This window comes from Methanobacterium sp. (assembly GCF_038562635.1).
Taxonomy (GTDB): Archaea; Methanobacteriota; Methanobacteria; order Methanobacteriales; family Methanobacteriaceae; genus Methanobacterium_D.
In genome coordinates this window covers 20582-46110 of sequence record NZ_JBCFBO010000004.1, presented here as the reverse complement: position 1 = coordinate 46110, position 25529 = coordinate 20582, and the positions used below count along the sequence as shown (strand labels likewise).

The 25529-nt window shown below is 29.0% G+C and carries 17 protein-coding genes; 6 read left to right on the top strand and 11 right to left on the bottom strand.

Annotation, left to right across the window (positions count from 1 at the left end; translation table 11 throughout):
• Positions 1 to 2 precede the first annotated feature (2 nt).
• The 3 genes from AAGU07_RS16090 to AAGU07_RS16080 form a co-directional block, all read right to left on the bottom strand.
• On the bottom strand, positions 3 to 1778 hold the full coding sequence (locus AAGU07_RS16090; RefSeq protein ID WP_342460102.1) for a DUF2357 domain-containing protein: 1776 nt from the start codon (positions 1776 to 1778) through the stop codon (positions 3 to 5).
• An 8-nt stretch (positions 1779 to 1786) separates the two neighbouring features.
• Positions 1787 to 4840 (bottom strand): DUF3578 domain-containing protein, encoded by a 3054-nt coding sequence (locus AAGU07_RS16085; protein WP_342460101.1) that lies wholly within the window; start codon positions 4838 to 4840, stop codon positions 1787 to 1789.
• Positions 4841 to 4959: 119 nt separating this feature from the next.
• Entirely contained in the window at positions 4960 to 5997 is a 1038-nt protein-coding gene (locus AAGU07_RS16080; protein WP_342460100.1) for a restriction endonuclease, read from the bottom strand.
• Between the two features lie 449 nt (positions 5998 to 6446).
• On the opposite strand from AAGU07_RS16080, the gene AAGU07_RS16075 reads away from it, so the two are divergent.
• The gene (locus tag AAGU07_RS16075; protein ID WP_342460099.1) at positions 6447 to 6770 is read left to right on the top strand and encodes a hypothetical protein; all 324 of its coding nucleotides are present in this window, start codon (positions 6447 to 6449) and stop codon (positions 6768 to 6770) included.
• An 87-nt stretch (positions 6771 to 6857) separates the two neighbouring features.
• A complete protein-coding gene (locus AAGU07_RS16070) occupies positions 6858 to 7013 on the top strand; it encodes a hypothetical protein (protein WP_342460098.1) in 156 nt (51 codons plus the stop codon).
• 53 nt (positions 7014 to 7066) lie between these two features.
• On the opposite strand, the gene AAGU07_RS16065 is transcribed toward AAGU07_RS16070, so the two are convergent.
• Complete coding sequence (locus AAGU07_RS16065) at positions 7067 to 7579, bottom strand: DUF1802 family protein (protein ID WP_342460097.1); 513 nt, start codon at positions 7577 to 7579, stop codon at positions 7067 to 7069.
• A gap of 77 nt (positions 7580 to 7656) precedes the next feature.
• Between AAGU07_RS16065 and AAGU07_RS16060 the strand changes: the two genes are divergently transcribed.
• Positions 7657 to 8175, top strand: coding sequence for a hypothetical protein (locus AAGU07_RS16060; protein WP_342460096.1), 519 nt, complete (start codon positions 7657 to 7659; stop codon positions 8173 to 8175).
• Positions 8176 to 8239: 64 nt separating this feature from the next.
• Here the strand turns inward: AAGU07_RS16060 and AAGU07_RS16055 are convergent, their stop codons facing one another.
• The 5 genes from AAGU07_RS16055 to AAGU07_RS16035 all read right to left on the bottom strand — a co-directional run bounded on the left by AAGU07_RS16055 (position 8240) and on the right by AAGU07_RS16035 (position 17735).
• Complete coding sequence (locus tag AAGU07_RS16055) at positions 8240 to 8650, bottom strand: DUF365 domain-containing protein (protein WP_342460095.1); 411 nt, start codon at positions 8648 to 8650, stop codon at positions 8240 to 8242.
• A 96-nt stretch (positions 8651 to 8746) separates the two neighbouring features.
• Complete coding sequence (locus tag AAGU07_RS16050) at positions 8747 to 11704, bottom strand: DEAD/DEAH box helicase family protein (protein ID WP_342460094.1); 2958 nt, start codon at positions 11702 to 11704, stop codon at positions 8747 to 8749.
• Positions 11705 to 11715: 11 nt separating this feature from the next.
• Positions 11716 to 13689 carry a site-specific DNA-methyltransferase gene (locus tag AAGU07_RS16045; RefSeq protein WP_342460093.1) on the bottom strand — a complete coding sequence of 658 codons (1974 nt, stop codon included), beginning with the start codon at positions 13687 to 13689 and terminating at the stop codon, positions 11716 to 11718.
• A gap of 19 nt (positions 13690 to 13708) precedes the next feature.
• On the bottom strand, positions 13709 to 14452 hold the full coding sequence (locus AAGU07_RS16040; RefSeq protein ID WP_342460092.1) for a DUF4391 domain-containing protein: 744 nt from the start codon (positions 14450 to 14452) through the stop codon (positions 13709 to 13711).
• Between the two features lie 31 nt (positions 14453 to 14483).
• Positions 14484 to 17735 (bottom strand): helicase-related protein, encoded by a 3252-nt coding sequence (locus AAGU07_RS16035; protein ID WP_342460091.1) that lies wholly within the window; start codon positions 17733 to 17735, stop codon positions 14484 to 14486.
• A gap of 449 nt (positions 17736 to 18184) precedes the next feature.
• Between AAGU07_RS16035 and AAGU07_RS16030 the strand changes: the two genes are divergently transcribed.
• Positions 18185 to 19675, top strand: coding sequence for a Rho termination factor N-terminal domain-containing protein (locus AAGU07_RS16030; RefSeq protein ID WP_342460090.1), 1491 nt, complete (start codon positions 18185 to 18187; stop codon positions 19673 to 19675).
• A gap of 43 nt (positions 19676 to 19718) precedes the next feature.
• Here AAGU07_RS16030 and AAGU07_RS16025 read toward each other — a convergent pair whose 3' ends face one another.
• Positions 19719 to 21107: a TerB N-terminal domain-containing protein gene (locus tag AAGU07_RS16025; RefSeq protein WP_342460089.1), complete on the bottom strand. Its 1389-nt coding sequence runs from the start codon at positions 21105 to 21107 to the stop codon at positions 19719 to 19721.
• 1 nt (position 21108) lies between these two features.
• Positions 21109 to 21852 carry a HEAT repeat domain-containing protein gene (locus AAGU07_RS16020; RefSeq protein ID WP_342460088.1) on the bottom strand — a complete coding sequence of 248 codons (744 nt, stop codon included), beginning with the start codon at positions 21850 to 21852 and terminating at the stop codon, positions 21109 to 21111.
• 260 nt (positions 21853 to 22112) lie between these two features.
• Between AAGU07_RS16020 and AAGU07_RS16015 the strand changes: the two genes are divergently transcribed.
• Together AAGU07_RS16015 and AAGU07_RS16010 are read left to right on the top strand one after the other, a co-directional pair.
• A complete protein-coding gene (locus tag AAGU07_RS16015) occupies positions 22113 to 24851 on the top strand; it encodes an ATP-dependent DNA helicase (protein WP_342460087.1) in 2739 nt (912 codons plus the stop codon).
• A 4-nt stretch (positions 24852 to 24855) separates the two neighbouring features.
• On the top strand, positions 24856 to 25278 hold the full coding sequence (locus tag AAGU07_RS16010; RefSeq protein ID WP_342460086.1) for a YkvA family protein: 423 nt from the start codon (positions 24856 to 24858) through the stop codon (positions 25276 to 25278).
• The last annotated feature ends 251 nt before the right edge of the window (positions 25279 to 25529 follow it).

The following is a 25529-nucleotide window of genomic DNA, read 5'->3' as shown; positions in this document are numbered from 1 at the left end:
TTTTAGTTCTTTAATTCATTATATATTTCTTCTATAAATTTAAATATATGGTTAGCTAATTCTTCTTCCTGCTTAAAACTGTTTCCAGGAGTCAATGGAAAAGCACCAACAGAAGGAATTTCACTAGAGCCTTGCGGAAAAATTACTGAGTTTCCATTTCCAGGATAAATCACATAAGATCCTAAAGAATTTAAAATTGCGTCTTTATAAGTATGCATTTTATGCACATCTTCTTCTTTATAGATTTTTTTTCTATAAAGCTCATCATTTTCAGTTATTCCTTTAGATTTGTATTTGGCATCGAAATGTAAAAGTTTCTTTTCGCCGTTTATATCAATTATTAATGTATAATCTGGCTTCAATCCAAGAGAATAAGATTTAAGATTATTTTTTCTACTAAAAGATAAATTATATGCTAATTTGACTTTTATTTTTTGGTTTTCAACTCCAATATAAAATTCTTGGATTGAATTTAAGCCTTTTTTAAGCTCTATCGACCAAGAAGAATAATCTACATAAAAAATATCATTATAATCAATTTTTTGTCTGCTAAGTTTTTCCATTATCTTTAAAAGTTTAAAATAACACCATAATTCATATAATTCATTCAGTTTACGTTCATAGCCATCTATTAAATCATCCATTTCTTTCCATACAGGTCTAAATCCAAAATCAAAATTCAAATAGTATTTAAAAATATCTCTGTAGCCTTCTTTTTTTTGAAGAACTTGAGAATTCATTGGAACTTGATCTAGATTGCTTACATCTTCTAACCATCCATCTGAGAGATATTCTTGTATTTTATCTTCAAAAATTCCCAATCTGTCTTTAATAAGGTTATTAGAAAATTCATTATTAACTTCAATTTTTAGTTTTTGGATAAGCATATCCAACAACTCCAAAAAATATTTTAAAAGCCTGTTTTCTGGTGTATCGACTGATTCTTCATAAAAAGGCTGTGTAATATTATCTGGAACGAAATTTTTCATTGATTGTGGCCAGTTAAATGGAGTTTCATCGGTTTCATACAAACTCTCGGGATTACAAATTATATTTACCATTCCTGCATAACCCAAATTAGATGCAAATGCTGTTGGAACTGTTTCTAAATCTTCCTTTAAATTAGTATAAATATTTTTTCTGATGTATTCATAAGCATATGGTAAATTCTCTTCTAGAAACAAATATTCAAGGAAAATGTAATCTTCATAAAATGTTTTTCTAGATTTGTTATTAAAATAATGTTTTTGGAATAATGGTGAATTCTGATAAAAGAGTATACCTGAAATAGCCATTGATAAATATGAAAGCATTTTAATATATTCATTATTATAATCAATTTTTTTAGATCTAACTTCAAAAGAAACTTTTTTAGAATTTTTTCCATCTACTTCAACATCAAAAAAAGATTTACCTGCATAACTTCCAAAATTCAGTATTCCTGTTTTTTCAGTTTTAAATTCGGTTTCAAGAACTTTAAATTCACTATTAATTTTATTTTGAACAAATGGAATTATTTTTATTCCAGTATAATCACTAGAAGATTTAAAAACTATTTGATACTGAGTTTCTTCAAGTAACATTATAATAGGGCCATTACCCAAATCGCAAATTTGTATTGGAGTTTCAGTATCTGGATTCTCAATTTGAAACTTATTTAATTTAAAATCTTTCTCATCTAAGATTGATGAATCACTAGTTCGAGTTGAAATAACCTTTAAAATGCCAATTGCTTCTTCCTTGTGGTATAAAGGAATACAAACTTTTTTATATCCCATGATATCCCCTAATTAGTGAATGAAACGAATCTTTGTTTGTCCAATATTTTTTGCATCTCTTCTAGCTTCTTTTTTGAAGATTCATAATCTTTACAATGCTCTAAAAGCTCATCGGCAACATGATCGAGTGTTCGCTTCGATCCATGAATTCTAGGAAGCATCTTCTGTTTTATTTGAGCATCGAAATAACGATTCCAATTAGCCCAGTTTAATGGTTTACCTTCATAAACCCATGAAACATACATAAAACGCATTATTTCATTTATAACTCTAAACCCAAAATCAAAACCTGCTTTTTTAAGGATATTCTGGAATTTTTCAAGTTGATCCCTCATTATATCCCAAAAATTACCTCCAGAAACAGTGACATTACCAAATAATTTCCTTAATTCTAATATAGATGCATTTCTAATTTCAACATTTGAAAGAGGATTCTCTAAATAATTAATATCACCATTTAACTTATTAGATATCTTTCCTCCATTCATATAATCTGTAACTGATGGAGTTAAAAATTCAATAGTATTTGCCCTATCCAAAACCTTAGGACTAAACATGTAAGTAGTTTCGTCTACATTTACAGTACCTATAACCATTAAATTCTCTGAAAACTTTATTTTTTGAGGCACATCATCTTCAATTTCTTTATTTTGATGTAATTCAATTGATTCTTTACTTTCCATTGCTGATAAAAAATCAGAAAAATATCTTTCAACATGAGAAAGATTCATTTCATCTAATATTAAAAAGAAAGGAACTGATTGATGATCCCCAGCATTAATAATTAAATTCAAAGATTTTGTTCTCTGGAATTCTTTGGTTATTACATTATAAAAGCCAACAACATGCCTGTTTTCAGTCCAATTAGCACCTACAGGCACTACTCCATATATATCCATTTCTTTAGAGATATCTGCACTTTCTAGCTCTTTGAGCAAATTATAATCTATTAATTGAGGTAATTTATCTCTTACAAAATCACTAGGGTAAGTTCCCACACTATTCTTAATTTCTGATACATAATCAGCGAATTCAGGTTTTGCAGACAAAATTTCAATTAATTTATCTTTATTTGTAAATTCAGGATCTATTTGAGATTTATAAGCTTCAGATAAATACTGTGCAAATAACTGTGCAATTTTGGTCTTTCCAGTACCTGAATTTCCAGTTAATATCACAAAAGGCTTAACTTTAATGGACAAAAGGAAGTTTTCTATTAATTCAGGTTCAAAATAGAATCCTTTTTTATTTAAATAGTCTAAAAAGTTCAAATTATTCCCACCATTATTTTTAATTCTATCAACTTCAAAAACGAAATTTTTCACTTTTTCGAGAAAATTCGGTTCATTTAATGCCCCAATTAGAATTAAATTGCTTTCTTTATCTCCTTCCTTGACATTGACCCATTCACCACCATAATTTTCTTTTAAAATTTGTTTTCCAACAAATTTGCCCCCTAATTTACCCCTATGTAACAGATAAATAGTATTAGAAGAATCTTTAGCAAAAACACCAGATACTTTATTACCCTTGAATGAAAAATTAATTTCAATAGTTGTTAAAGAGTAAGGCGTAGGTTTTCCGACTCCAAAAGGATTATAAAAATAATTTTGAGTTTCATTGAATGATGTCCAGATGCCTAATTTGGGAAACCAGATCTTATTATTTCTAAATTCAGAAGATATTGTTTCATCAACTATCTCTTTGAATCTATTTTCAAAGATTTCTTTAGCTTTTTTGATTTCATTTGGATCTTCAATAGCTGTCAAACCTTCATTTTTAGTTATTAGCAAATTATGTAAACGTAACATCTCTTTAAAGTCAGATATGAGTTCTTCTTCAGAAGGTAGATTTTCTAAAGTATAATATTTTGAATATATAGATGCTGCTTCAAAAATTGAACTACTTGTGGCATATTCAGAACCTAGATTCATAATATCTGAAAACTTATCAATAGGACCTATTTCGTCTTTAGCCCTTTGAACACGTTCTTTAATATTATCTTTTAGTTCATTATCTTTAAACCAACCTTTCCATTCTCCTTTTTCCTTTAAAATTTCTTTCATGTAGCCTTGGCCATGATTTAATGATAAATAAATGCCTTTTCTATCTTCTCTTAAAATGTAAAGTACATAATAGTTATAATCCTTAAAATTATCTTTTTGCTTTTCTGTTTCATCAAAAACATAAATTTGAGGTAAATATCCAAATTCATCAATTGAATTTGTTTGTCGTGTTCCAGGCACTCCCTCAACTTTATACCTCTTAGTATCTCCCCCAATAGACTCATTAGCAATATTTTCCAGATATTTAGGAATTCCCTTTTCAAATAAATAACGAATTTCGTCAATATCTTCCTGTTTATCAGAATTGTGATTTTTTAAAGCTTTTTCTATAAAATATCTAATTTTTAACTCGGAAGGCCCATTTCTTATTTTCTCTAATATTTTTTCCCCTTCTTCTGTCGCTGAAATAGTATGCAAAAACAAATCTATACCTAAATAAGTTAAATTAAGTTCCGGATCAATATCTTTTAATTTTTTAAATAAATTCATTATTTTAATATAAACATCACCAGAAGTATCACCTCTTTGATAGAAAAGATTAGCCCATTCTAGCGCATTTAATCCCATTTCAGTTTTACCATTCCATAAGCAATATTTATCAGGTTTGAAATCCATTAAAAAAGCAGTTATTAACGCTTTTCCCATTCCATCGATATGTTTTTCATTATTTGAATATAGTAATTCATTTATCCTAGTTTTAATATCTATTTCTTCATTAAGGAGATATAGTAAAGAATCTCTGAACTTTTCGCTTTGAATTATTCTGTCACGAGGGATAGCGATTAGCTTTTGTTTTTTTCCAGTGCCATTGTTAAAATAATCAAGATAATGTTTTCTTAAGTCTTCATTGGACATTTCTTTAATTAATTCGGGTTGTATCCACTGGTGATTAAATCTTTCACATCCTATTCTTTCTTGCATCCAATTTTTATAAGTTTCTGAAGAATTAACAAACCATCTAAGTAATTCCTTTATCTGATCGTCATTTAAGCCCATATTCATCCCCTTTTTATCCCTCAAAGTCAAAATAACTCTAGAAAATAAATTATATTTTTAATCTAACTATCCTCTCATATTTTCAATATAATCTTGGTATTGACATGTAACACCCACTTTTATTCTTCATCCATAACTAAAGCCCACATCCTTTTAAGAGGTAATTCTGCTTGTAATGAATCCGATAAATTATCATAATTTTTAAAAATAGCCTTTATCAAATCATCAGAATCCCAAAGTCGAACATTAAAAAAGCTTCTTTTAGATTCTTTTAATACTGAATCTTTAAATCCTCCCCATGAAACTAAAAGGCCCTGATCAGCGTTGAAATCATTCATTGTGCCCTTCAAACTTCTTAAAATATTGACATCTACTGGAGATTGAGATGATTTAACTTGTACGCAAATTCTGGGATTATCAAAACCCATTGGCCCAGCACCAGCTAAAATATCTACGCCTCCATCTGGTCCTGGCTTTGATATTTCAGTCATATATCCTTGAGCTTGAAGAACGCCTTCTACTAAGCGTGGCAAGTCATGCCCCTTAAATTTTTGAATAATAAATTTACTTATTTGATCCTTTGCAGCCTGTTCAATATCTAGAACTGAGTCTGACTCTAAATCTTCATCCAAACTACCGATTACATTATTAGAACCATTTGCGTTTTCTGATTCTTCATATTTTCCCATTAATATCTTTTTAATCCTATTTTCAGCATTATTACGTTTAATCTGACATACAGTCATAAATGCGCCCAAAGAATAAAGTAAATCTTGATCGAAAGCAGTTCGGGGAATGTCTGTTTTAATCCATTCAACAGGTCTTGTGTGGAAAGTATTTGACGAAAGATCAGTTCTGTATTTATAGGAGCCATTAACTGTTCCAATTGCAATTGATGCGTGAAATTTAGATGGTAATATAACAAGATCACCAATTTTAATCCTTTTTAGAAATGACCAAACTTGTCCAGCTTCATTTGCAGCGGACATTTTCTTTTTTCCAGGATATATCTTATCAAAGAGTTCTTTAAGTTCTTCCCTACTCTTAATATGCGATAAGTCTGGTAATTCTACCCACCCTATCGCTGCAATATTGTTGTTTAATACCTCTTCCTCACTTTCACCATGTTTACCTGCTCTAACTAACCAAATAGTCATTCATATCCCCTTTTAATCATATATCTCTTTAAATCCATGCATTTTCGATGTTTTCATAAAACAAATGAATGTGCATTAAATTATTCTTCATAACACGTTTAAAATTATAATTAATCATATAGATTAAGTTAATTAATAATTTTACAATCTATATTTATCTGTTTGATGAATAAAATTTAAATTTTTACTATCTGCATGAAATAGAAATATTTTTATAATTAAAATGATTATAGCTTAATTATAATAGTTTTTTTATTTTAAAATGTTTTAAATGAGTATTTTAAGCATATAATCCTTTCATTTCTCCTTCAATAATAAAAAACATATGCTATTACCATTATTAACAGACTATTATGGTATCTATTGATTTTTATGGCGGTGTAGATGAGATAGGTTGAAATAAGATATTAGTATATGATAATAAAAGTTCCTTCTTTTTTGACTTTGGTATGAGCTTTTCACAAGTAAACAAATACTTAGCAGAATTCCTTCAGCCCCGAAAATGCAATAGAATCCTTGATTTTGCACAATTAGGTCTTTTGCCTAAAATAAAAGGGATTTATAGAGAAGATTATCTAAAACATTGTGGATTAGAATGTGAAATCAGCCCTTCTGTTAACGGTGTTCTGATAAGTCATGCTCACATGGATCATGCAGCTTATATTCATCATCTCAGAGAAGACATTCCCATATACGCTACTGAAGAGTCTTTTCTTATTTTAAAAGCATTAGAAGAAACAAGTGTTATATCATTCAATGAACCCTTCATTTAAAAAAGTCGTTTACCTTTGTTCCAATGAAAAAAAGAGGTTTCCATGCTTTAGGACACGCTAACGGTGAGGAAATATTGGATATGATCATTGAAGTATCACCTGAATAGATCTATCCTGTGCATACTGATTATAAAAGAAGAGTTCGATATTTTAGAAGATGAGGGAATTGAAGTAGTTTATCCTGAATTAAACAATAGATTTGAAATTAGATCTACAATGAGTACATTAGGTGGCATTGAATGACAAAAAGATATCAATAACAAGGTTTAAAAAGTGAAAATTTAAATTTATTTACTTCATATTTCCTTAACAATTTTAGAAAACTCTTCATCACTAAGAACCGGCTCAATGTCTTTAAGAGAAATATTCTCATTTAAATTAGCAAATATAAGCGCCCTACTTCTTTCGGCCATTACTGGATTTTTCAGTTTATAAACTCTCAAAATCCATATATGAGCTTTTCCACTGCCCAAATATGATTTAACATGATTTTTTGTCCAAATGTGATATTTATTAAAATATCCTATTCTCTGTGAAGGCTTTTCAATTACTTCTTCGACTTTCGCAAAATATTTGACTTCAAATTTATTGCTCTCTTTTTTTGGGAGGGCATTTTCTTCTACAAACGATTGATATTCCTTTTTAAAACTATTTAAATAGTTGTTTTTTGCAGCATAGCTAACAGTTGGGTACAAAAGAAATTCATTAAGAGCAGTTCCATATTTTCTTATTAAAATAGTTTGTTTTCCATGTCCTAATGCTTCTATAGTTGCGTTCCATTCATTAAGGCATTTTTTTGTTTTCATCATATAAACACGACCTAATTATACATATATAATAATATTAAATTCATTAAATAAATATATAATTTTTAAGATGTGATTCCTTGGAGATCGTAAATATAATTGCAGTTGCAGAAATGAAAAAACCATTTAGTTTAGAATTACTATTTAATAAATTAGACAATACTGAGTTTAATTCTTCAAAAACGTGGCTAAAAATGAGAATAACGCCTGAAAACCGTTATATAGCGTTTTATAAATCGGGAAAATTTTTAATAACCGGTTTAAAGAATTTTAAGGAACTAAACAAAGTTAAGAAAAAAGTATTGGATATTTTAAAAGAAAATAATATAGAAAACAGTTTCGCTGATTTGAAAATTAGCAACATTGTTTTGAAGGATAGTATTAAACTTAAAAGTTCTCTTGAAGACATTTTAGTATCTTTAAATAGTACTAAAGTTTCATATGAACCTGAACAATTTCCCGGCTTGTTTTATAAAGAAGAATGTGGAATTAATTATACTTTATTTTCTAGTGGTAAAATAATTATTACCGGAGTTAAAGACATTGAACTTGCGGAAATTAAATTAAATAAATTTAAAGAGTTAATATTACGTTTATGATGATTTAAGGGTTCACATTATTCAAAAACCATTATAAATTTATGCTCTTTTATAAATTTAATATTTACCCTTTATGTTTATTTATCATGCCAAATTCATTTTCATATATGTATTTACCTCTTAAAGCAACAAATCTTGAAGGTTTTACTGGATTTTTGAATTTTTCAAAATTTTCAAACTCAATCACGTTCATCTCAGATTTACCTTTAGCATACTCTTGAAGTTCCCTTTTAGTTATCATCAACTTTTTCCCATATTTTCTAGTAATATCACTCGTTTTTTGTTTACTTATGGATTTTACATCAGCCCAGCCTGTGTAAGCTTTAGCCCCATAGGACTCATATATTATGAACTTATCTCCTTCAGAAGCTTTTCCCAGGTGTGATTTACTCACAAAAACAGTTTTATCCTCATTATATATTCTTTCTGCATATTCTGTAGGTATTGGATGTGAAACTCCTTTAATTTTTCCCATTTCTTTCACCCTTTGTTAATTAATTTCTTAATTAATTATGAATCTATTTTTACTTTATAATAAATCTAATTATTGAGATTGATAGATTCCTGTAAATTAGACATTTTCAATGAACGAATTATAGTTATCAACTGCCTTAAATTCCACATCATTACCCAGGGCTTTAAAGTGCTTTTTACCACATTTTATTTTATCGGCTTCAGTTTGTCTTAAGGATTCATACTGAACATTGCCTTTAGTTTCCAGGATAAAGTACAACTTCTTTTCATCATTTTTGTTTATTAAAACCGCCCAATCAGGATTATAATTTCCTAAAGGAGTAGGTATTTTAAACCATCCTGGAAGTTTTGCATACAAAATGACATTTTCATCCCGTTCAAATCTTTCTGCAAAACTTTTTTCATTATCAGAATCATAGATTACATGATCATAGACTGAACGTTTACTTTCAAGCATATTTTTAGATAAATATCCAAATAACTCATTATTTTTGAAAAGTTCCTGCGCATAATACTCCTTATCTCCAATCTTAGTATATTTGATGCCATCGACAATCATATGATTCATTTGAGAAGAAATAATCTTCAAAACTTCTTCCATGTATTGTTGGGGATTTTTCTTAAATTGCCATAATGTTTCACTTTTAATTAAAATATCTACTAATGTACGGCGAGTAAGATAAGTTTCATTCTGTAAAAATGTAATTATATCTGGTAAAAGAACTTCTAACTCTTCAGAATGAACAACACTACGCTGTTTTTCATATGACTCAACGCCTTTACTTTTAATAAGTAAACCTGCTTTAGTATAAATTAGTTTGGGAGATTTAACATCTAAATATTCATTCATAGCTTTAAAACATTTTTCAATAAGTTCTACACTATCAAAATCAACAGAATATGTAGTTTTATATTTAATTTTATTCCAAAATTCTTTAAAATCTTCACTCAGATATACTTTTTTGTTGAGTTTAACTTTCTTTTTATCATTGAGATTTTTAATATCCAGTTTTTTAGTGAGTTTTTGAGCAACTGCAGTTATTTGAGCGTTTAATTTATTATATTTTTCCGGTACTTCTATCATATTTTGTTTAATAGCTATCTTTAAAGCGTCCTGAACTTTTCCTCTGGAGTTAATGTAGCCTTTATCTTTAAAGAAATTAAATATTTCCTCAGAAGACTGACTTCCCAAGTGTTCTAAATCGCCATTTTCATTTTTAAAGCTGATACTGGCAAAAGTGTGCTTTTGAATTATTCCAAATTTAATTCCCTCATCATCTTCAATTTCTTTTTGCAGAGTCTTTGCAAAATCGTCATAGCTTTCATTGGCCATTACCGTGAGAGTATTAATCTGATTATCTTTGATTCTTTCTCCATCCTGGTTAACACAAAGTCTTAAACCTCTTCCAATTTCTTGGCGCTTCTTTATAGTAGATTTAGTTTCATTTAATGTACAAATCTGGAATACATTGGGATTATCCCAGCCTTCACGAAGGGCCGAATGAGAAAATATAAATCTAAGTTTACTATTAAAGCTTAAAAGCTCCTCTTTATCTTTCATAATCAGATTATACGTATCATCATCAGCTAAAGTATTTCCGCGGGTATCTTTAAGTACTCCCTTTTTATCTTGGGAAAAATAACCATTATGGATATCTTCAACTGGTGTTTCTAAGTCAATTTCTTTAAGTAGAGTACTATACTTCTGTTTACTGATTACTTTTTTATATTCTTCTTCAAATATTTCAGCATAAATACCCTTTTGTGGATTACCATCTTCATCATAGTATCTATAATTAGCCACTTTATCTATGAAAAATAAACTCAAAACCTTAATTCCTAATGGGTTCCTTTTTAATTCCTTGTTTAAATGTTCTTCAATAGTTTTACGAATCTGCTGTCTTTTTATAACTAAATCATCAATGTCCCCTACAGGTTTTCCTATACTAAGTACTTCTTCCCTATTAGTAAAATCAACATACTCATTTCCTTCTTCACAGTATATTTCACCGATCACGTATCCTTCATAGATTTCCCTGTTTCCCAGTTTTTTAGAAGATAAATCATCACCCGGGTAGACAGTTACAGGTTCTCGCTTGATTTTACCATTTTTATACATATCTATATCAATTCTAGCGCTTATACGGGATTTTTTATTATCTACGGATACTAATTTTAAATATGCTTTATTATGGGCATCATTTGATTCGATTCCATCTACTTCAATTTGTTTCACAAGACCCATTTTAAAGGCATCAATTGCATCCAATTTATAAATTAAATTATGAATTTCTGCATGAGTAGCTGAATATTGCAAAGTACAAAGCGGATTTAAAGAAGCTATTGCATCTTTCGCTTTTGAAGTTCTGGAAACAGATTGAGGTTCGTCAATAATAACAATAGGATTAGTTTCCTGTATAAGTTCAATAGGTTTCATACCACTTAATTTATCATTTTCTCTGTGTATAATATTAGCTTTGGTTTCTTTTGTTGGATCGGTAAAGCTTCGGCGGAATGCATCAATATTGATAATCATTATCTGTATATTGCTGCTAACTGCAAAGTTTCTAACCTGTTCGAGCTTTTGGCTGTCATAAATAAAATAATCGTAAATAACATTATTATATAACCCCTTAAAATGGTCTTTAGTCATTTGAAGAGCTTTATAAACACCTTCCTTAATTGCTATACTAGGAACAACAATGATAAACTTAGTAAAACCATATTTTTTATTGAGTTCAAATATGGTTTTTAAATAAACATACGTTTTACCAGTCCCTGTTTCCATTTCAATATCAAAAATAAGATTATTTGAGCTTAAAATTTCACTAGGAACTAAATAATTCTCTAACTGGATCTTTTTAAGGTTTTCTAGAATATCTTCTTCACTGATTTCCAGTCTGTTTCCAATACCTTGCCCAGAATCCAATAAACTTACTTGAGCGCCAGGAACTGTAAAAAAAGATTGTATGGAATTCTGACCTTCAAATAAATTTACTACGGCTGAAATGGCATCATCCTGATATTCTAAATTAGGATTAAATTTAAGCTTCATTTTAAAACATCCTATATTGTTACAAATTCTTCAATTCCATGAACCATAAGGGTTTCTTTAATGTTAGTTTTATCACTATCGTTTGCAAATCCATTATCTTTGAAAACGACCCGCATTATTTCCGGTGAAAGCTCATTTTTCAATTTGATAATTTCAGTAGCAATATTAGCCTTAATATCATTTTCAAGACAAATAACAAGAGCCCCAAGACCTATAGAATAAATAATATTATTTTGAAGATTATATTCTATAATTGGGAGAGTTAAATCGACTCCATATTTTAACATAATTTCATAGATTAAATCAAATTCACAACGGCCAGGAATAATATTTTCAACACTATCTAATAATTTTTGCTCAAGATTATCATAATCAGGATTCCATTTTGCAAGGTTAGAACTATCAAGTTTGAATACTTTAAAACCAATATCTAAGTTTGAAGTACTATCATTATCAAAAGTTTTTTGTTCTTCCTTAGATTTATTTAATATTTTATCTCCAGCTCTACGAATACGCTCCTTACTCATTTCACATATGTTTTTATAGCCTATATTATATGCCTCACTTTCTTTAGGTATTGATTCAGGTAATTGAACCATGATAAATTTACGTGCACCTTTATCTTCAGCATTAACTTGAATTACAGAATGGGCTGTCGTTGCAGAACCACAAAAAAAGTCAAGAATAATATCATTTTTTTTCGAAAAGTTAACTATATAATTTAATAATTTTGTAGATTTAGGAAAATCAAAGAAATTGATATTTAATTCATCTAAATCCTTACTTCCTCTAGTGTTTTCAAAAAATATTGAAGGAATTTTTTCATAAGTTCTTTTTTTAATTTGAGGATTAAATCTATCATTTTCAAAGTATATTTCAACAATTTCTCCAGTAATCTTTGCTTTTGTAGGTTTACAATCATTAGCAAAAAAGTTTCTCATATCATTTGAACTTCTCCACCTTGCAATCAACCTAACATCTTCTTTAAGAGCCCCATTTTCAATAATAATAGGATCTAAATTTTCTATATTTTCTAAACTACCATCTATTTTGCGTGTTGCTTCATAAACTCCGTCATCCATCCCATAACATTTTAATCCTGCAGGAAAAGTTATTTCGGGCATAGTTTGATTTTTATTTCCTACAGTTCCCCTAGAAATAGTAATTTTTGTCTTGTTAAATATATCCAGATGATTTATACTTTTAGAATATACTATTATGTATTCATGTTTTGATACTGTATAATTTGAAGCTATTTCACTAGTTCTATTGACACATATAGTAGATACAAAATTTTCCTCACCAAAAATCTCATCACAAATCTTTTTGAGATTTTCTAATTCATTATCATCAATACTAATGAAAATTACGCCATCTTCTGTTAATAAATTCCTTGCAAGTCTTAAACGTGGATAGATCATATTAAGCCAGTTTGTATGATATCTCCCACCAATATCTGTATTAGTAGAAAGTTTCATGCCTTCCTTGTCAATCTGTTCAGTCATTTCAAGGTAATTTTGCAAGTTATCTTTATAATTATCTCTATAAACAAAGTCCTTTCCGGTATTATAAGGAGGATCTATATAAATCATTTTTATTTTGCCATAATAAGACTTTTGAAGAAGTTTTAACACTTCTAGATTATCTCCTTCAAGATATAAGTTTTGAGTCGTGCCCCAGTTCTTACTTTCCTCTTTGCATGGACGTAATGTTCCTGTTGAAGGCGTTTGAGCGATGCGTAAAGCAGCTAATTTACCTTTCCATGTAAAATTATAACGTTCTCTATCCTCTTCTGCATATTCCCCTAAAACCTCTTTTAATTTATCAAAATCAATTTTATCTTCTGTAATTATTTCTGGAAATAATTCTTTAAGTTTAGACACATTTTCAGCTACAATATCTAGACTTTCCCCATTAAGTTTAGTTTCTTGCATTTTTTCGCGTGTTAAATCCATAGTTTCCCCATTTGAATTATTTTCTTGCACTATTAATCCCCCGATCACATTAATCCAATTCATTAAGCATTTGTTCTTTTTTCTCTTCCAATTCTTTAATCTGCATATTCATTTCCATTTGTCGATTAAATTGAGTTTCTTTTTTGATTTTGCCTTTTATAAGTTCAATTTCTGCATCAATAAGCTTTATATCATCATAAATTTTCTTTATTTTATCAACATTTTGTTCTATATCTTTTCCAGTAAGCTTTGAAGCATTGTATCGAACTATATTATCAATTATATCTTTATAAAATATATAAAAATTAGTAAAGCTCAAATTTTTTATACTAAGGCTTTCAAAAAGTTTTTTATCTGGGTCATCCAAATTATCAAGATCTATCCATTCCGTGGAAATAAACTCTTCAATAGTGTTTTTGTTATTATCTGCAAGATTTATCCTTTGATGAGCTGTAAATATCTGTATTTTATTCTCATTTTCAAAAACAATGATCATTGGATAAGGAATAGAACGCATTATTATTTCAGCTAAGCGTTTGGTTTTATTAGGAATTTTAATTTTAACCGTTATGAATTCAATTTCACTATATTCTCTAATATCATCTTTAAATGTTTTAATGCTGATATTTGTAGGCTTCAAGCAGTAATCCCATTTAATTTTATCAACATGTCTAATAAAAAGCTCTTTATCCGATTTATTTAACTTAGCATTCTCATAGAAATTCTTCTTAAATATGGTGCTTCCTAACTCACATTTTGCAGGAATATTCATATACTCATAAATATTAAACATAATTTCACCATATAGCTTTAAATAAGTCCAATTACTTTAAAATTAAAAATGTAACTAATTCAAATTCTTCTAGTCCCGTAAAATTATTTTTAACGTGAGAAGTGCCTCCTTTACTAAAAAGACTTGCAACTCCCTCTTCCTCTTTTTTGCCAAGGATATTTTCAATGGATGTTTCAAGTAAACTTGAAAACTCACTCATATCTCGACCATCATTTGTTTCCTTATCAAAGTCTTTTACAAGTTCTTCGAATACTTCTCTCTTACCCGAGCAAAGTTTCTTATAATAATCAAGTATTTTTTTGGCATGAAGATAATTAAGTTCTACAGAGCCATCTTCTTTAACATAAACCATATAATGAGGGAAAAGAGCATTTTGTTCTTTGGTTTGTTTAAAACCTTTAATATGCTTTAAAGTAAAAATAACTCCAGGTTTAACAGTATCTCTGAGTTCATCATCTATTTTTACAATAGAATACATTCCATTAGGAGCTTCTTCTAGTTGCTTACGATTATCCTTCATATATTCCATAAGCTCTATTTTAAAATCATTGAAGGTTAAATCAGTGATGGAAATACCGCCAGATATATCTTCCAAATCAACTACTTCCTCTTGTAAACGTTCTAGTTGTTTTTTACGGTATTCAAGATCATTCATCTTCTTTCTATCGCCATTTTCAATTATATTTTCTTCACCAGTAGCAGATACATCAACCATAACCATACGACTTTCTACACGACCTTTAAGATTAATATATTCATCTAATTCAAGATTAGGCCAGAAATTAACCAGTTGTATTTCCTCGTTTTTAGAACCTATACGATCTATACGTCCAAAACGCTGAATAATACGCACAGGATTCCAATGAATGTCATAATTAATTAAATAATCACAATCTTGTAAGTTTTGACCTTCAGAAATACAATCGGTTCCAATTAAAATATCAATTTCTTCATCCATTGTGCTGTCGATTTTAGCACGTTCCTTTGAGATTGGAGAGAAGTTTGTGAGGATATTATTTAAATCTGTGGACCCTATTCCATTTAATGTAGTTTTATTAGGACCAGAACCTGTAACTAAAGCAGAATGTAATTTATATTTTTCCATAGCCCAATCAGTTATATTTTCATATAAATAGTTAGCAGTATCTGCAAAAGCCGTGAATATTACTATTTTTTTGTTATTATCATTAATAGGATGTTTAATCTTGTATTCAATCCTTTCTTTCAAGTCTTGAAGCTTAGAATCACGTTCAGGAGTAATTTGCTCAGCTTCATCAAGAATTATTTCTAGTTTTTCTTTATCTGACTTTAAATCTTGTTTCCATTTGATTAAATCCATATCCTGGAGAAGAACCTTCTTCTTTCTACCAAACATCATATCATCAAATTCATCTCCATCAGGATCAATTAAAGAAATATCAATGTCATGATCATAATTTATGCCATTATTTTCTATCCGATCTAATACACTGTCAATTTTTTCAAGAAGAGTAGCAATTGTTAGCTTAAATGAATGAATAGAACTTTCCATACGTTTTAACATGTTAATTCGCATTAATACTACAATTTGTCTTTCACGATCAACCTGTTTAAATACACTATGCCCCTCTCCAACAGCGACATCATATTTCTCACTGTAAGAATCCCTTTTATCAGGTAATATATACAGTAATGGAGAATAAATTCCCAAATTAAGTCTTTTAATGGCCTTATTTACTTCTTTAATGGGAAGAAATTCATTTTCAACATCAATTTCAGAATATTGATTGATTGGAGTCTTACGAATAGGAAATCTTCCTATTTCATCAAGATTATAGTATTTCTCAATATGTTTTCTCGAACGGGCAATTGTAACTGTATCAAGTAGCTTGAAATAGTCAAGATCCATCATGTCAACAAATACTTCACCAGTTCGTTCCTCATCTGGAAGTTTAGACCACTGATTGAAAACCATTTGCGCCTTTCGAAGAATTATCTCAATACTACTTAATCCAACATCTAAGAACGCATTATCATCATCTTCAGTAATAAATGCTATTTGATTCTTTATATCTGCCATACGATTATTAACAGGTGTTGCAGACAGCATCATTATTTTAGTTTTAACTCCCGCTTTAATTACTTCATTCATCAATCTTTCATAACGAGTGGTTCTATCTTTTACAGCAGGGTTGTTACGGAAGTTATGCGATTCATCTATAACGATTAGGTCATAATTAGACCAGTTAATGGTTTTAAGGTTAATTTCACCAGATTGACCGCCGGCTCTGCTTAAATCAGTGTGATTTAAAACATCATAATTAAATCTATCCTCAATAAATAGATTTCTTTTATCATTTTGAGTGTAAATTGTCCAATTTTCTCGTAGCTTTTTAGGAACTAAGACAAGTACTCTATCATTCCTAAGCTCATAATATTTGATAACTGCAAGCGCTGTAAAGGTCTTACCTAAACCTACACTATCTGCAAGTATACAACCATTATGCTTTTCCATTTTATCTATTACACCAATAGCAGCGTCTTTCTGGAATTTATAGAGTTTATTCCATATTTTGGTATCTTTAAAACCGGTACGAGTTTTAACAATATTATCTTCAGTCAATTCATCGAGATATTCGTAAAATATATTATACATAGTCACAAAATAGATAAATTCGGCAGGATTTTCTTTATACATCACTTGCATTTGTTCTAAAACTTTATCTTTAACGTCTTCAAGTGCATCGTCGTCTTCCCATAGTTCATTGAAGTTATTTAAATAAAATAAAGTAGCCTCTTTTCCATAAAAACATGAATTCATATCCGTACGATTAGATTGTGTAATTCCTAAACCATCAGTAGTAAAATCAACACTTCCATTAATTGAAACATGCTCATCAGGGTTATCAATATAAATCATACGTAACTGAGCCGTATTAGCATTTTTAAATGATTTGATTTCCGCTTTATTTTTAAGCCATTCCGCACATTCCTTTGCAATATGACCTTGTTTCATTTCATTTCGAAGTTTTAACTCAAATTCATTCCCAAAAATATCTCTTTCATTATTTTTATCTATGTAATATTCCCTAACTTGCTCATTATCATTTTTTAGAAAACTAGGCTTTGTAAAGATAAAACGCATCCCATCAATTTTGTTAAGTTCTTTACGTAGCTCATAATATGCATACATTGTAAAATAAGCTGATATTATGGAAAGTTTAGATCCTTTTCCAAGATTTTCATTTAATTCTTCGCATACTGTTCCATTTTTTTTGTTATCGAGCATTTTAGGTGGTTTCACGCTATGCACTATCCCCTTTCAGTTTGAGATCAAAATTTAATACATAAATAAAGTAAAGTACTATTATTGATCGTGATCTCTAGTTTCCAGTATTAAATATCCATTAATAATATGAATCATCTTTTTAAATAATATTATTTACCATTTAACTATAATAAAAAACTTTATAAAATAAATTAGATAATTAACAATGATTAATACATTTTTAGAAATATATTATTAATTTGATTACAATATAAAGCCATTAAAAACAAAACTGAATTTATTAAAATTAACATTAAATTTAGATGTTTTTTTTGTTGAATATTCTTTATAACTATAAAATCTGTTAGAGGCCATTTTAGATAAGTTGCATTCTGTTAAGCTTCTATTCATTAGTTAATCTTCTTTTCATCTGTTTAAATTAAAAGTATTAAACTTTTATGTAACTATTTCTAATACTATGAAATATGTCTTCAAAAAAGCAAGAACTACTGAAAACACTTACAATGAAAGAACTTAAAGAAGTATGCAAAAACAATGGCTTAAAAGGGTATTCTCAGTATAAAAGAAACGAACTGGCGAAATTCGTGGCTGAAAACACCAATCTATCTATAAAACAGATTGAAAATCTTGTTAACAAATTACAAGAGGATAAAATGGCCACTAAAGTTAAGGACTCTGGAGATTTCATCCTTAGAAAAGCTGTTAAAATAGAATCAAATGATCCAGAATTAATCATTGCCAGTGTTGACAGTTTAAAATTGAAGATATACAACCTGGGAACCCCAGAATTTTCTTACCTCTGTGACGGAAAGTGTAAAGATTATATTTATCGAGTAAAACAGGGACAATCTCCTTTTTGTAAACATTATCCCGCAGTTATCGCAGAATTGATCCTTCAAGGAAAGTTAGATCCATCTGTAACAATACCTAATCATATTTCAGGTAAATCTATGGATGCTTTAAATGAAATACTGGAAAAAAGGAAAAAAGAAGATGGAGCAATAATTTCTGAAGATAGGAACATCGAAAACACTTTAAAAAGTCTTAAAGAAGATTTAATGGAAATTTCCTGTAAAAATAGCGTTCTCGCAAGGGAAAAATATCATGAAACTCCCGAAAAGGTTTTTAAAACAATGATCGATGACTCTTTCCAGTTGTTAGAATATGAAACCATCTTAAACAGACGTAATGAAGGTTGGGATCTTTTAGTTCTTGGAACATATGCACCTAAACCATACATTGCGGTTGTAGATTGTAAACCTGCCAGTTTAGGAACCTATAATTTTAGAAATAATTCAAATCCTATGATTACATTAAAAAGTTACTGCACGGATATGTGCAAAGAACAATTAATGGGAGTCTATAAAGATTACGTGAAGTATATGGTCATCGTTGCACCTGATTTTCCTGAAGAAATAACTCAGTTTGTTCCCCAATTTACACAAATTACAGGTGGAATAAAGCTTTCATTTTTACCTGTTTCCACATTGTTATATTTAGTAGAATGTTATCGTGAAAATCCTATTTTAACACATTATAATTCAGAAACCCTCTTTAAAAAGGACATAATAACAAAAGAAGATGTTGATGAATTATTTAAAGTATCAGAGGAACATATTGCAGAATTATGCACCACAGCACGCAGTGTTCTTAGAAGTAGAATGACTGAAATCTGCCAGCATCATACAGATGCTTGTTATATTAAATTAGACGAAGTATTCTTGCAGCAAATCATAGAAGAAGTAATTTCAATTTTAAATCCCCATCTACTTAAACAAGGAGTAAATGGTACTACTGGAATTAAAACATTTAGTTTAAACCATGATTACTATTTATTATGGGAAAAAGTTCTGAACGCGTTGACTGAAGAGTTCGCTAACATATTAAAAGAACAGTCATTACTTCAAATTAAAAGATCGGATTTAAAAGAGGATATAATAAAATACTTAGAATAATTTAGAGGAATTAAAATTAGATAATTAACTCCAATAAATTTTATTAATTTAAAATTTCTTTAATTTCTTTTTCGATGTCTTCAAAGTCATAATCAGGATAAACATAAATTAAACTACAACCATTCTCTTTACATTTTTGTAACTTTCGCTCATCGCGTTTTTTCTGCAGTTTAAATGCCTTTTCTCCACCGAAATATTCATGTGGTTCTTGATGTTGCTCTCCTTGATATTCAATTCCAATATTTTTTTCCTGAAAATAAATATCAAGATGTTGTCTTCCTAACCATGAAGGCCTTCCATGATGAACAATATTATCATTAGGGAATACTTCTTTAATTTTATAAAATAATTCGGTTTCGCTTATCCACCCTTCACCAACCTTCGGAAGATCTTTTTCTTCTCTATATGTGTTTTCGGCTTCTCTTAATATGTGTATAACTTCATATCGCAAAGCTTTAAGAATAATCTCAGGAACAAAAAGATCTTCTCTTTTTATTATCATGTATTCATCCATGTTAGAAGGGTAACCTCTAAAATAAGTAGATCTGACAAAATCAGGTGTATTAATAGATTTTCTTCTAATATAATTGTTTCTCATTTGTTCATATTCGTCCAGTTTGGGATAGAATATTTTTAACTTATTCAAATTTGCCTCGGTTAAGCCTTGAAGGTTAAAATCTTCTAAGAAATAAGCAACTAATGTTTTACCATGTTCATGGAAAAAATCATCTAAAAAAATATTAGCAATTTTTTCAATTTCCTCTTGATATTTTAGACCAAACTTTGTTAAACCTTGATTTCCTAACATACAGAATAGATCATGGCCATTGATATAATTATTTTCACGATAAGACAAAATAGTGGCATATTTTATTATATCAATCATGTAAAATCCCATTTCTTTTCTAGTATTCAATGCGTTATCATAATCACCAATATACATATAAGCATCTGACTTCCAAATAATGAGATATTCTTTTATTTTTTTAATATGACCATATCCTTCACTAATTCTATTAAAACATGTCTCTAAATGGTTAATATCATTATCTTTTAAGAACTGTTCTAAAACAGAATACAAATAAACAAAAATATAACTTAAATTACCTTCAAGATCAATATGATTACTTTTTTCTAACTCAAATAACCAATTATTATAAAATTCATTTTGTTCTTTACTGGCATGTTCTAAACTGGGAAAATATTGATTCCATTCAGGTACTTTATTTTCTTGACTGATCATTCCCATGCTTAAAAGAGCATCTTTAGCATTTGTCCTAACTTGAGGATCTTCATCTTTTAGTAGCTTATTCAATTCAGTTGCTGTGCTTTCATCTTTAATTTTACCTAAAGATTCAGCTGCTTTAGCTCTAACTCTAGGATTTTCATCATTTAAAGATTTCAGCAGAGATTTTAAAACTATTAGATTCATATTATCCGTTCATATTTATTCTAATTTCTAACCTTTGGTTTTCAGCTAGTTTACTCATCTCTTCTCTAGTAGGAAGTTTTTCACCTGCACCTAGGAGACCAATGACTTCTATTGCTTTTCTTCGTACATTTGCACTCTTATCTTCTAAGCATTCCGAAATGGGTTCTAATGCTTCTTCATTACCAATTTTACCAAGTCCTTCTATTGCTTTAAATCTAACATTCCAATCAAGATCTTTAAGAGCATTAATTAGTGGATCTAAGGCTTCTTGCTTGCCCATATCCCCCAGTGCAAATACTGCTCCTCTTCTAATATTCTTATTTTTACTATTTAAAACATTAATTAGAGGTAAAAAAGAATGGTTTTTAAGATATACTAAATTATATGCACTTGCTCCTCTAGCACCTGAATCTTTATCATCCAAAGCATCTATAAGTGGTTCAACACCTCTTGCATCATTTAAATGACCAAGACACCACATTAAAGGAATTCTAACTAATCTTTCTTCATCATTTAATCCTCTAATAATGGGATCCATTGCTATTTTGCGAGTTAATTCATTGAATTTATCAATTCGATCTTGATATAACGGCTTGCCACCCATATCAAAACCTGAAGCTTTGGATTCATCGCTGAATTTTAATGCCGCATTTTGCCTAATTTGAGTATTTGGACTTTTTAAATCGTTTACTAATTGTTTAACTAATGCTTCTATATCCTCATTTTCGTAATCTAATAATGACATTTAATCCCCTCAATATGCCCTTAAACCAAATTACAATATTTTAATAAAATATAAATAAACAGTTATATATTCAACTAATATTATAACTTAGATACAATTAAATAGTAATATAATCCCATATTTTATAAATTAATAAGTTTATTTATAGAATATATTATAATCAAGTTATAATTCATTCATAATTAAGGTATTATAATTAATAAATCCGTTAAAAATAATTCATAAGATCCTAAAAATTCAGAAGTCTTCCAAAACTTAAGATGACTCCATCATCACTTACAAATGCCCAAAAAGAGGCCATTAACCATTTTGAAGGACCATTATTAATTGTAGCAGGACCCGGTGCAGGTAAGACAAGAATACTTGTAGAGAGAGTACTCTCACTTATAAATAATAGAAATGTAAATCCAGAGAACATTCTACTAACTACATTTACAATAAAAGCTGCTGAGGAATTAAGGGCAAGAATAAGTAAAGAAATTGGATCTAAATCTGAAAATATCCAAATTTCAACTATCCATTCTTTTTGCAGACACATATTAGAAGAATACTCCAATTACCATAATATTGGCCCATCTTTTGATATCCTTGATACTCACAAACAATTAATATTCTTAAGAAGTAATTATGAAGAAATAGGGATAAATAACAGCCGCATACCTGACTATATTGATTTTTATAATAAATGTAGTGAAAATAGGATTGATCCAGAAGAATTAGTATCTGAAATCAAAAAAACACATCCTAATGTAAAGAGATTTCCAAAAGTTTGTGAATCTTATAATGGATACCTCAAATTACTAGAAAAATACAACAAAATTGACTATCCTGGGCTTCAAAAATATACATTAGAACTTTTAGAAAATAATTCTGAAGTTCTTAGTGATTTAAGGGAAAAATATCAGTTTATTTTAGTTGATGAATATCAAGATACAAATCCCATACAAGACAAAATTTTTGAATTAATTGCACATCCTCAATGTAATATATGTGTAGTTGGAGATGATGATCAGAGCATATATTCCTTTAGAGGAGCAAATATCGATAATTTCCTGAGATTTCCTAAAAAATACAAAGATACTAAAATAATCACACTTAAAGAGAACTTTAGATCAACAGCCAATATTATTGGCGTATCTGAAGACTTTATACATGATTATAGGTATTTTGATAAAAAAATTTTACCAAAAAGAGATGATGGAAATAAAATTGTTCTATTGAAAAGTGAAGATGAACAGGATGAAGCTAAAAAGGTTGTAAATCTTATAAAATTAATGAAAAAAAGAGGAATTATCCCCCACTATGGATATGTAACCTTATTATTTAGAAGTGTTAAATTCCATGCAAGAAAGATAATTACTGAATTAGAACATAATAACATACCTTTTGAAGTTAGAGGAGACGGATCATTTCTTAAAAGAGAAGAAATCCGGACAATACTTTACTTATTAGCATATGTTGATCCACCAGAATATGAAAAAAAATTTAGGAGTAAATGGAGAGACTGGTGGAACATTTCGACATTTGAAAATGAATTTTTAGATTTGCATCCATTTACCAAAGATATTCTTCAAAACCTTGAGAAAGATTTTAGTCTAGGTAGACTTAATAAACCTTCTGAATTAAAAGAAATAGGAATTCAAAACGAGGAAGATATTTCTAAGATATTACAGCTGAATAAACTCAAAAAAGAATTACCCTGGAGCAAAAAATCTTTATCAGAACTGTTTTATGATATAATCAGAATATCAGGTTATTTAAAAAGACTAATTGATGATGGAAACAGCATAAGTGATGAGAAACTTTTTAATTTGGCCAAATTAAGTTCTATAATTAAAATATACGAAAATTTAACCAACAAGCCCAATGTAGAAGATTTCCTAAAATTTTTACATGATTTACCTAGAAATATGCATTATAATGCAGAAATATTAGAGGATCCACATGCAATTAAGTTAATGACTGTTCATCAAGCTAAGGGATTAGAATTTCCAGTAGTTATTGTTTGTTCTGTAGTCAAAAGCAAATTCCCCATGAGAGCAAGAAAAGAACGTCAATTAGTTCCTATCCCTAAAAAAATGCTTATTTATGGTAATGAAAAGTTTACTGATGAGGAAAGAAGAATATTCTATGTTGCATTATCCAGGGCACAAGATAATTTGATCATATCCACATTAGAAAATACTAATGCTGGCAAAATAGGATTATCACCATTTATAAGTGAAGATATTGGCATAGAAAAATTTTCAGACATTGATGCACTCATCGAAAAATGTGAAGAACGAGAACCTTCAAAAAATCCTACAAGGATCAGTTATTCATCAATTAATGCTTATAAAAACTGTCCTTTAATATATAAATTAGCTTATTTTTATTTATTTGAGTTTATTTCAACCTATCAACAAAATTACGGTACAATAGTCCATAATTGTTTAAATAGAATCCATATGTCTATGAAAAATAAAGAAATTATTACTAAACATGAGATTGATAAAGTTGTAGAAGAAAACTGGATTAAAATACACAATGATGATGAAATAGATGCCAAAAGAAAACAAGAATTAAAAATGAAGCTTTTAAAATATTATGAAATCATGAAGGACTACATTAAAGAAGTTCTTTCTACCGAAGAGCCATTTTCATTATTTGCGAATGGTATGTTGATCGTTGGTAGAACTGATCTTATCTTTAAAAATCATAATGATGAAACTGAACTTTTTGACTTTAAAGCCCGTGGAACCGCAGGTATAACTGAAACATTCGTTGAAATGCAGCTTAAGGTCTATGAATATGGTCTGAAAGGTAAATATGATATTGAAAAGTTATGTGCTTACCAATTTGAGGAAAATAAAAAAACATATTTTGAACCCAATGGAGTAGATTATACCAATATTAGTAATGAAATAGATGATATATGTCAAAAAATTGAAATGGAACATTTTGAACCCTTAAAATCAGGATTATGTTCCCAATGCTTCTTTAAGTTTTGTTGCGGGTGATTAAATGGATGGACAATTTAAAGATTATTACGATATACTAAGAGAAAATTTAGACTCATATAGAGGAAAATATGACAGATTCATTGATTATGGGCCTGAAATGTACAAACTATTAACTGATATTCTCAATGAAGAAAATATTGAACCAGATGCACGATTAAAGATTTGTGCAGCAATTGCATATTTTGTTGCCCCTTTTGATGTTATTCCCGAGCAAATTTACGGCCCACAGGGATATGTAGACGATATATATCTTTGTGGTTATGTCATAAACGATCTTGCAAATTCCTTAGGTTGGGATATCCTTGAAGATGCATGGCAAGGGGATGAAGAACTTAAAGAAGTTTTAAATGAGAGTTATTCTAAATCCAAAGAAATATTAGGTGAAAAAACTGAGGAAATACTAATTTATGTTGGCCTAAAATAATTTTTTATTCTATAATTAATCTAGATTATAACAATGCCCCAATTAAGTCATAAAACAAATATTTCCTTAGAACAATGATTAAACCAATTATATTGAAAAATATAGGTATAATTAATTTTCTTCAAATCAATTCCAAAAATCAACCATAATTAAATCATTTCACACTTCCTATTTCAAATTAAACTCACAAAAAGATTATTTAAACATTAAATTTATATTATTGTGATTTTTAACTAAATTTATGGATATAG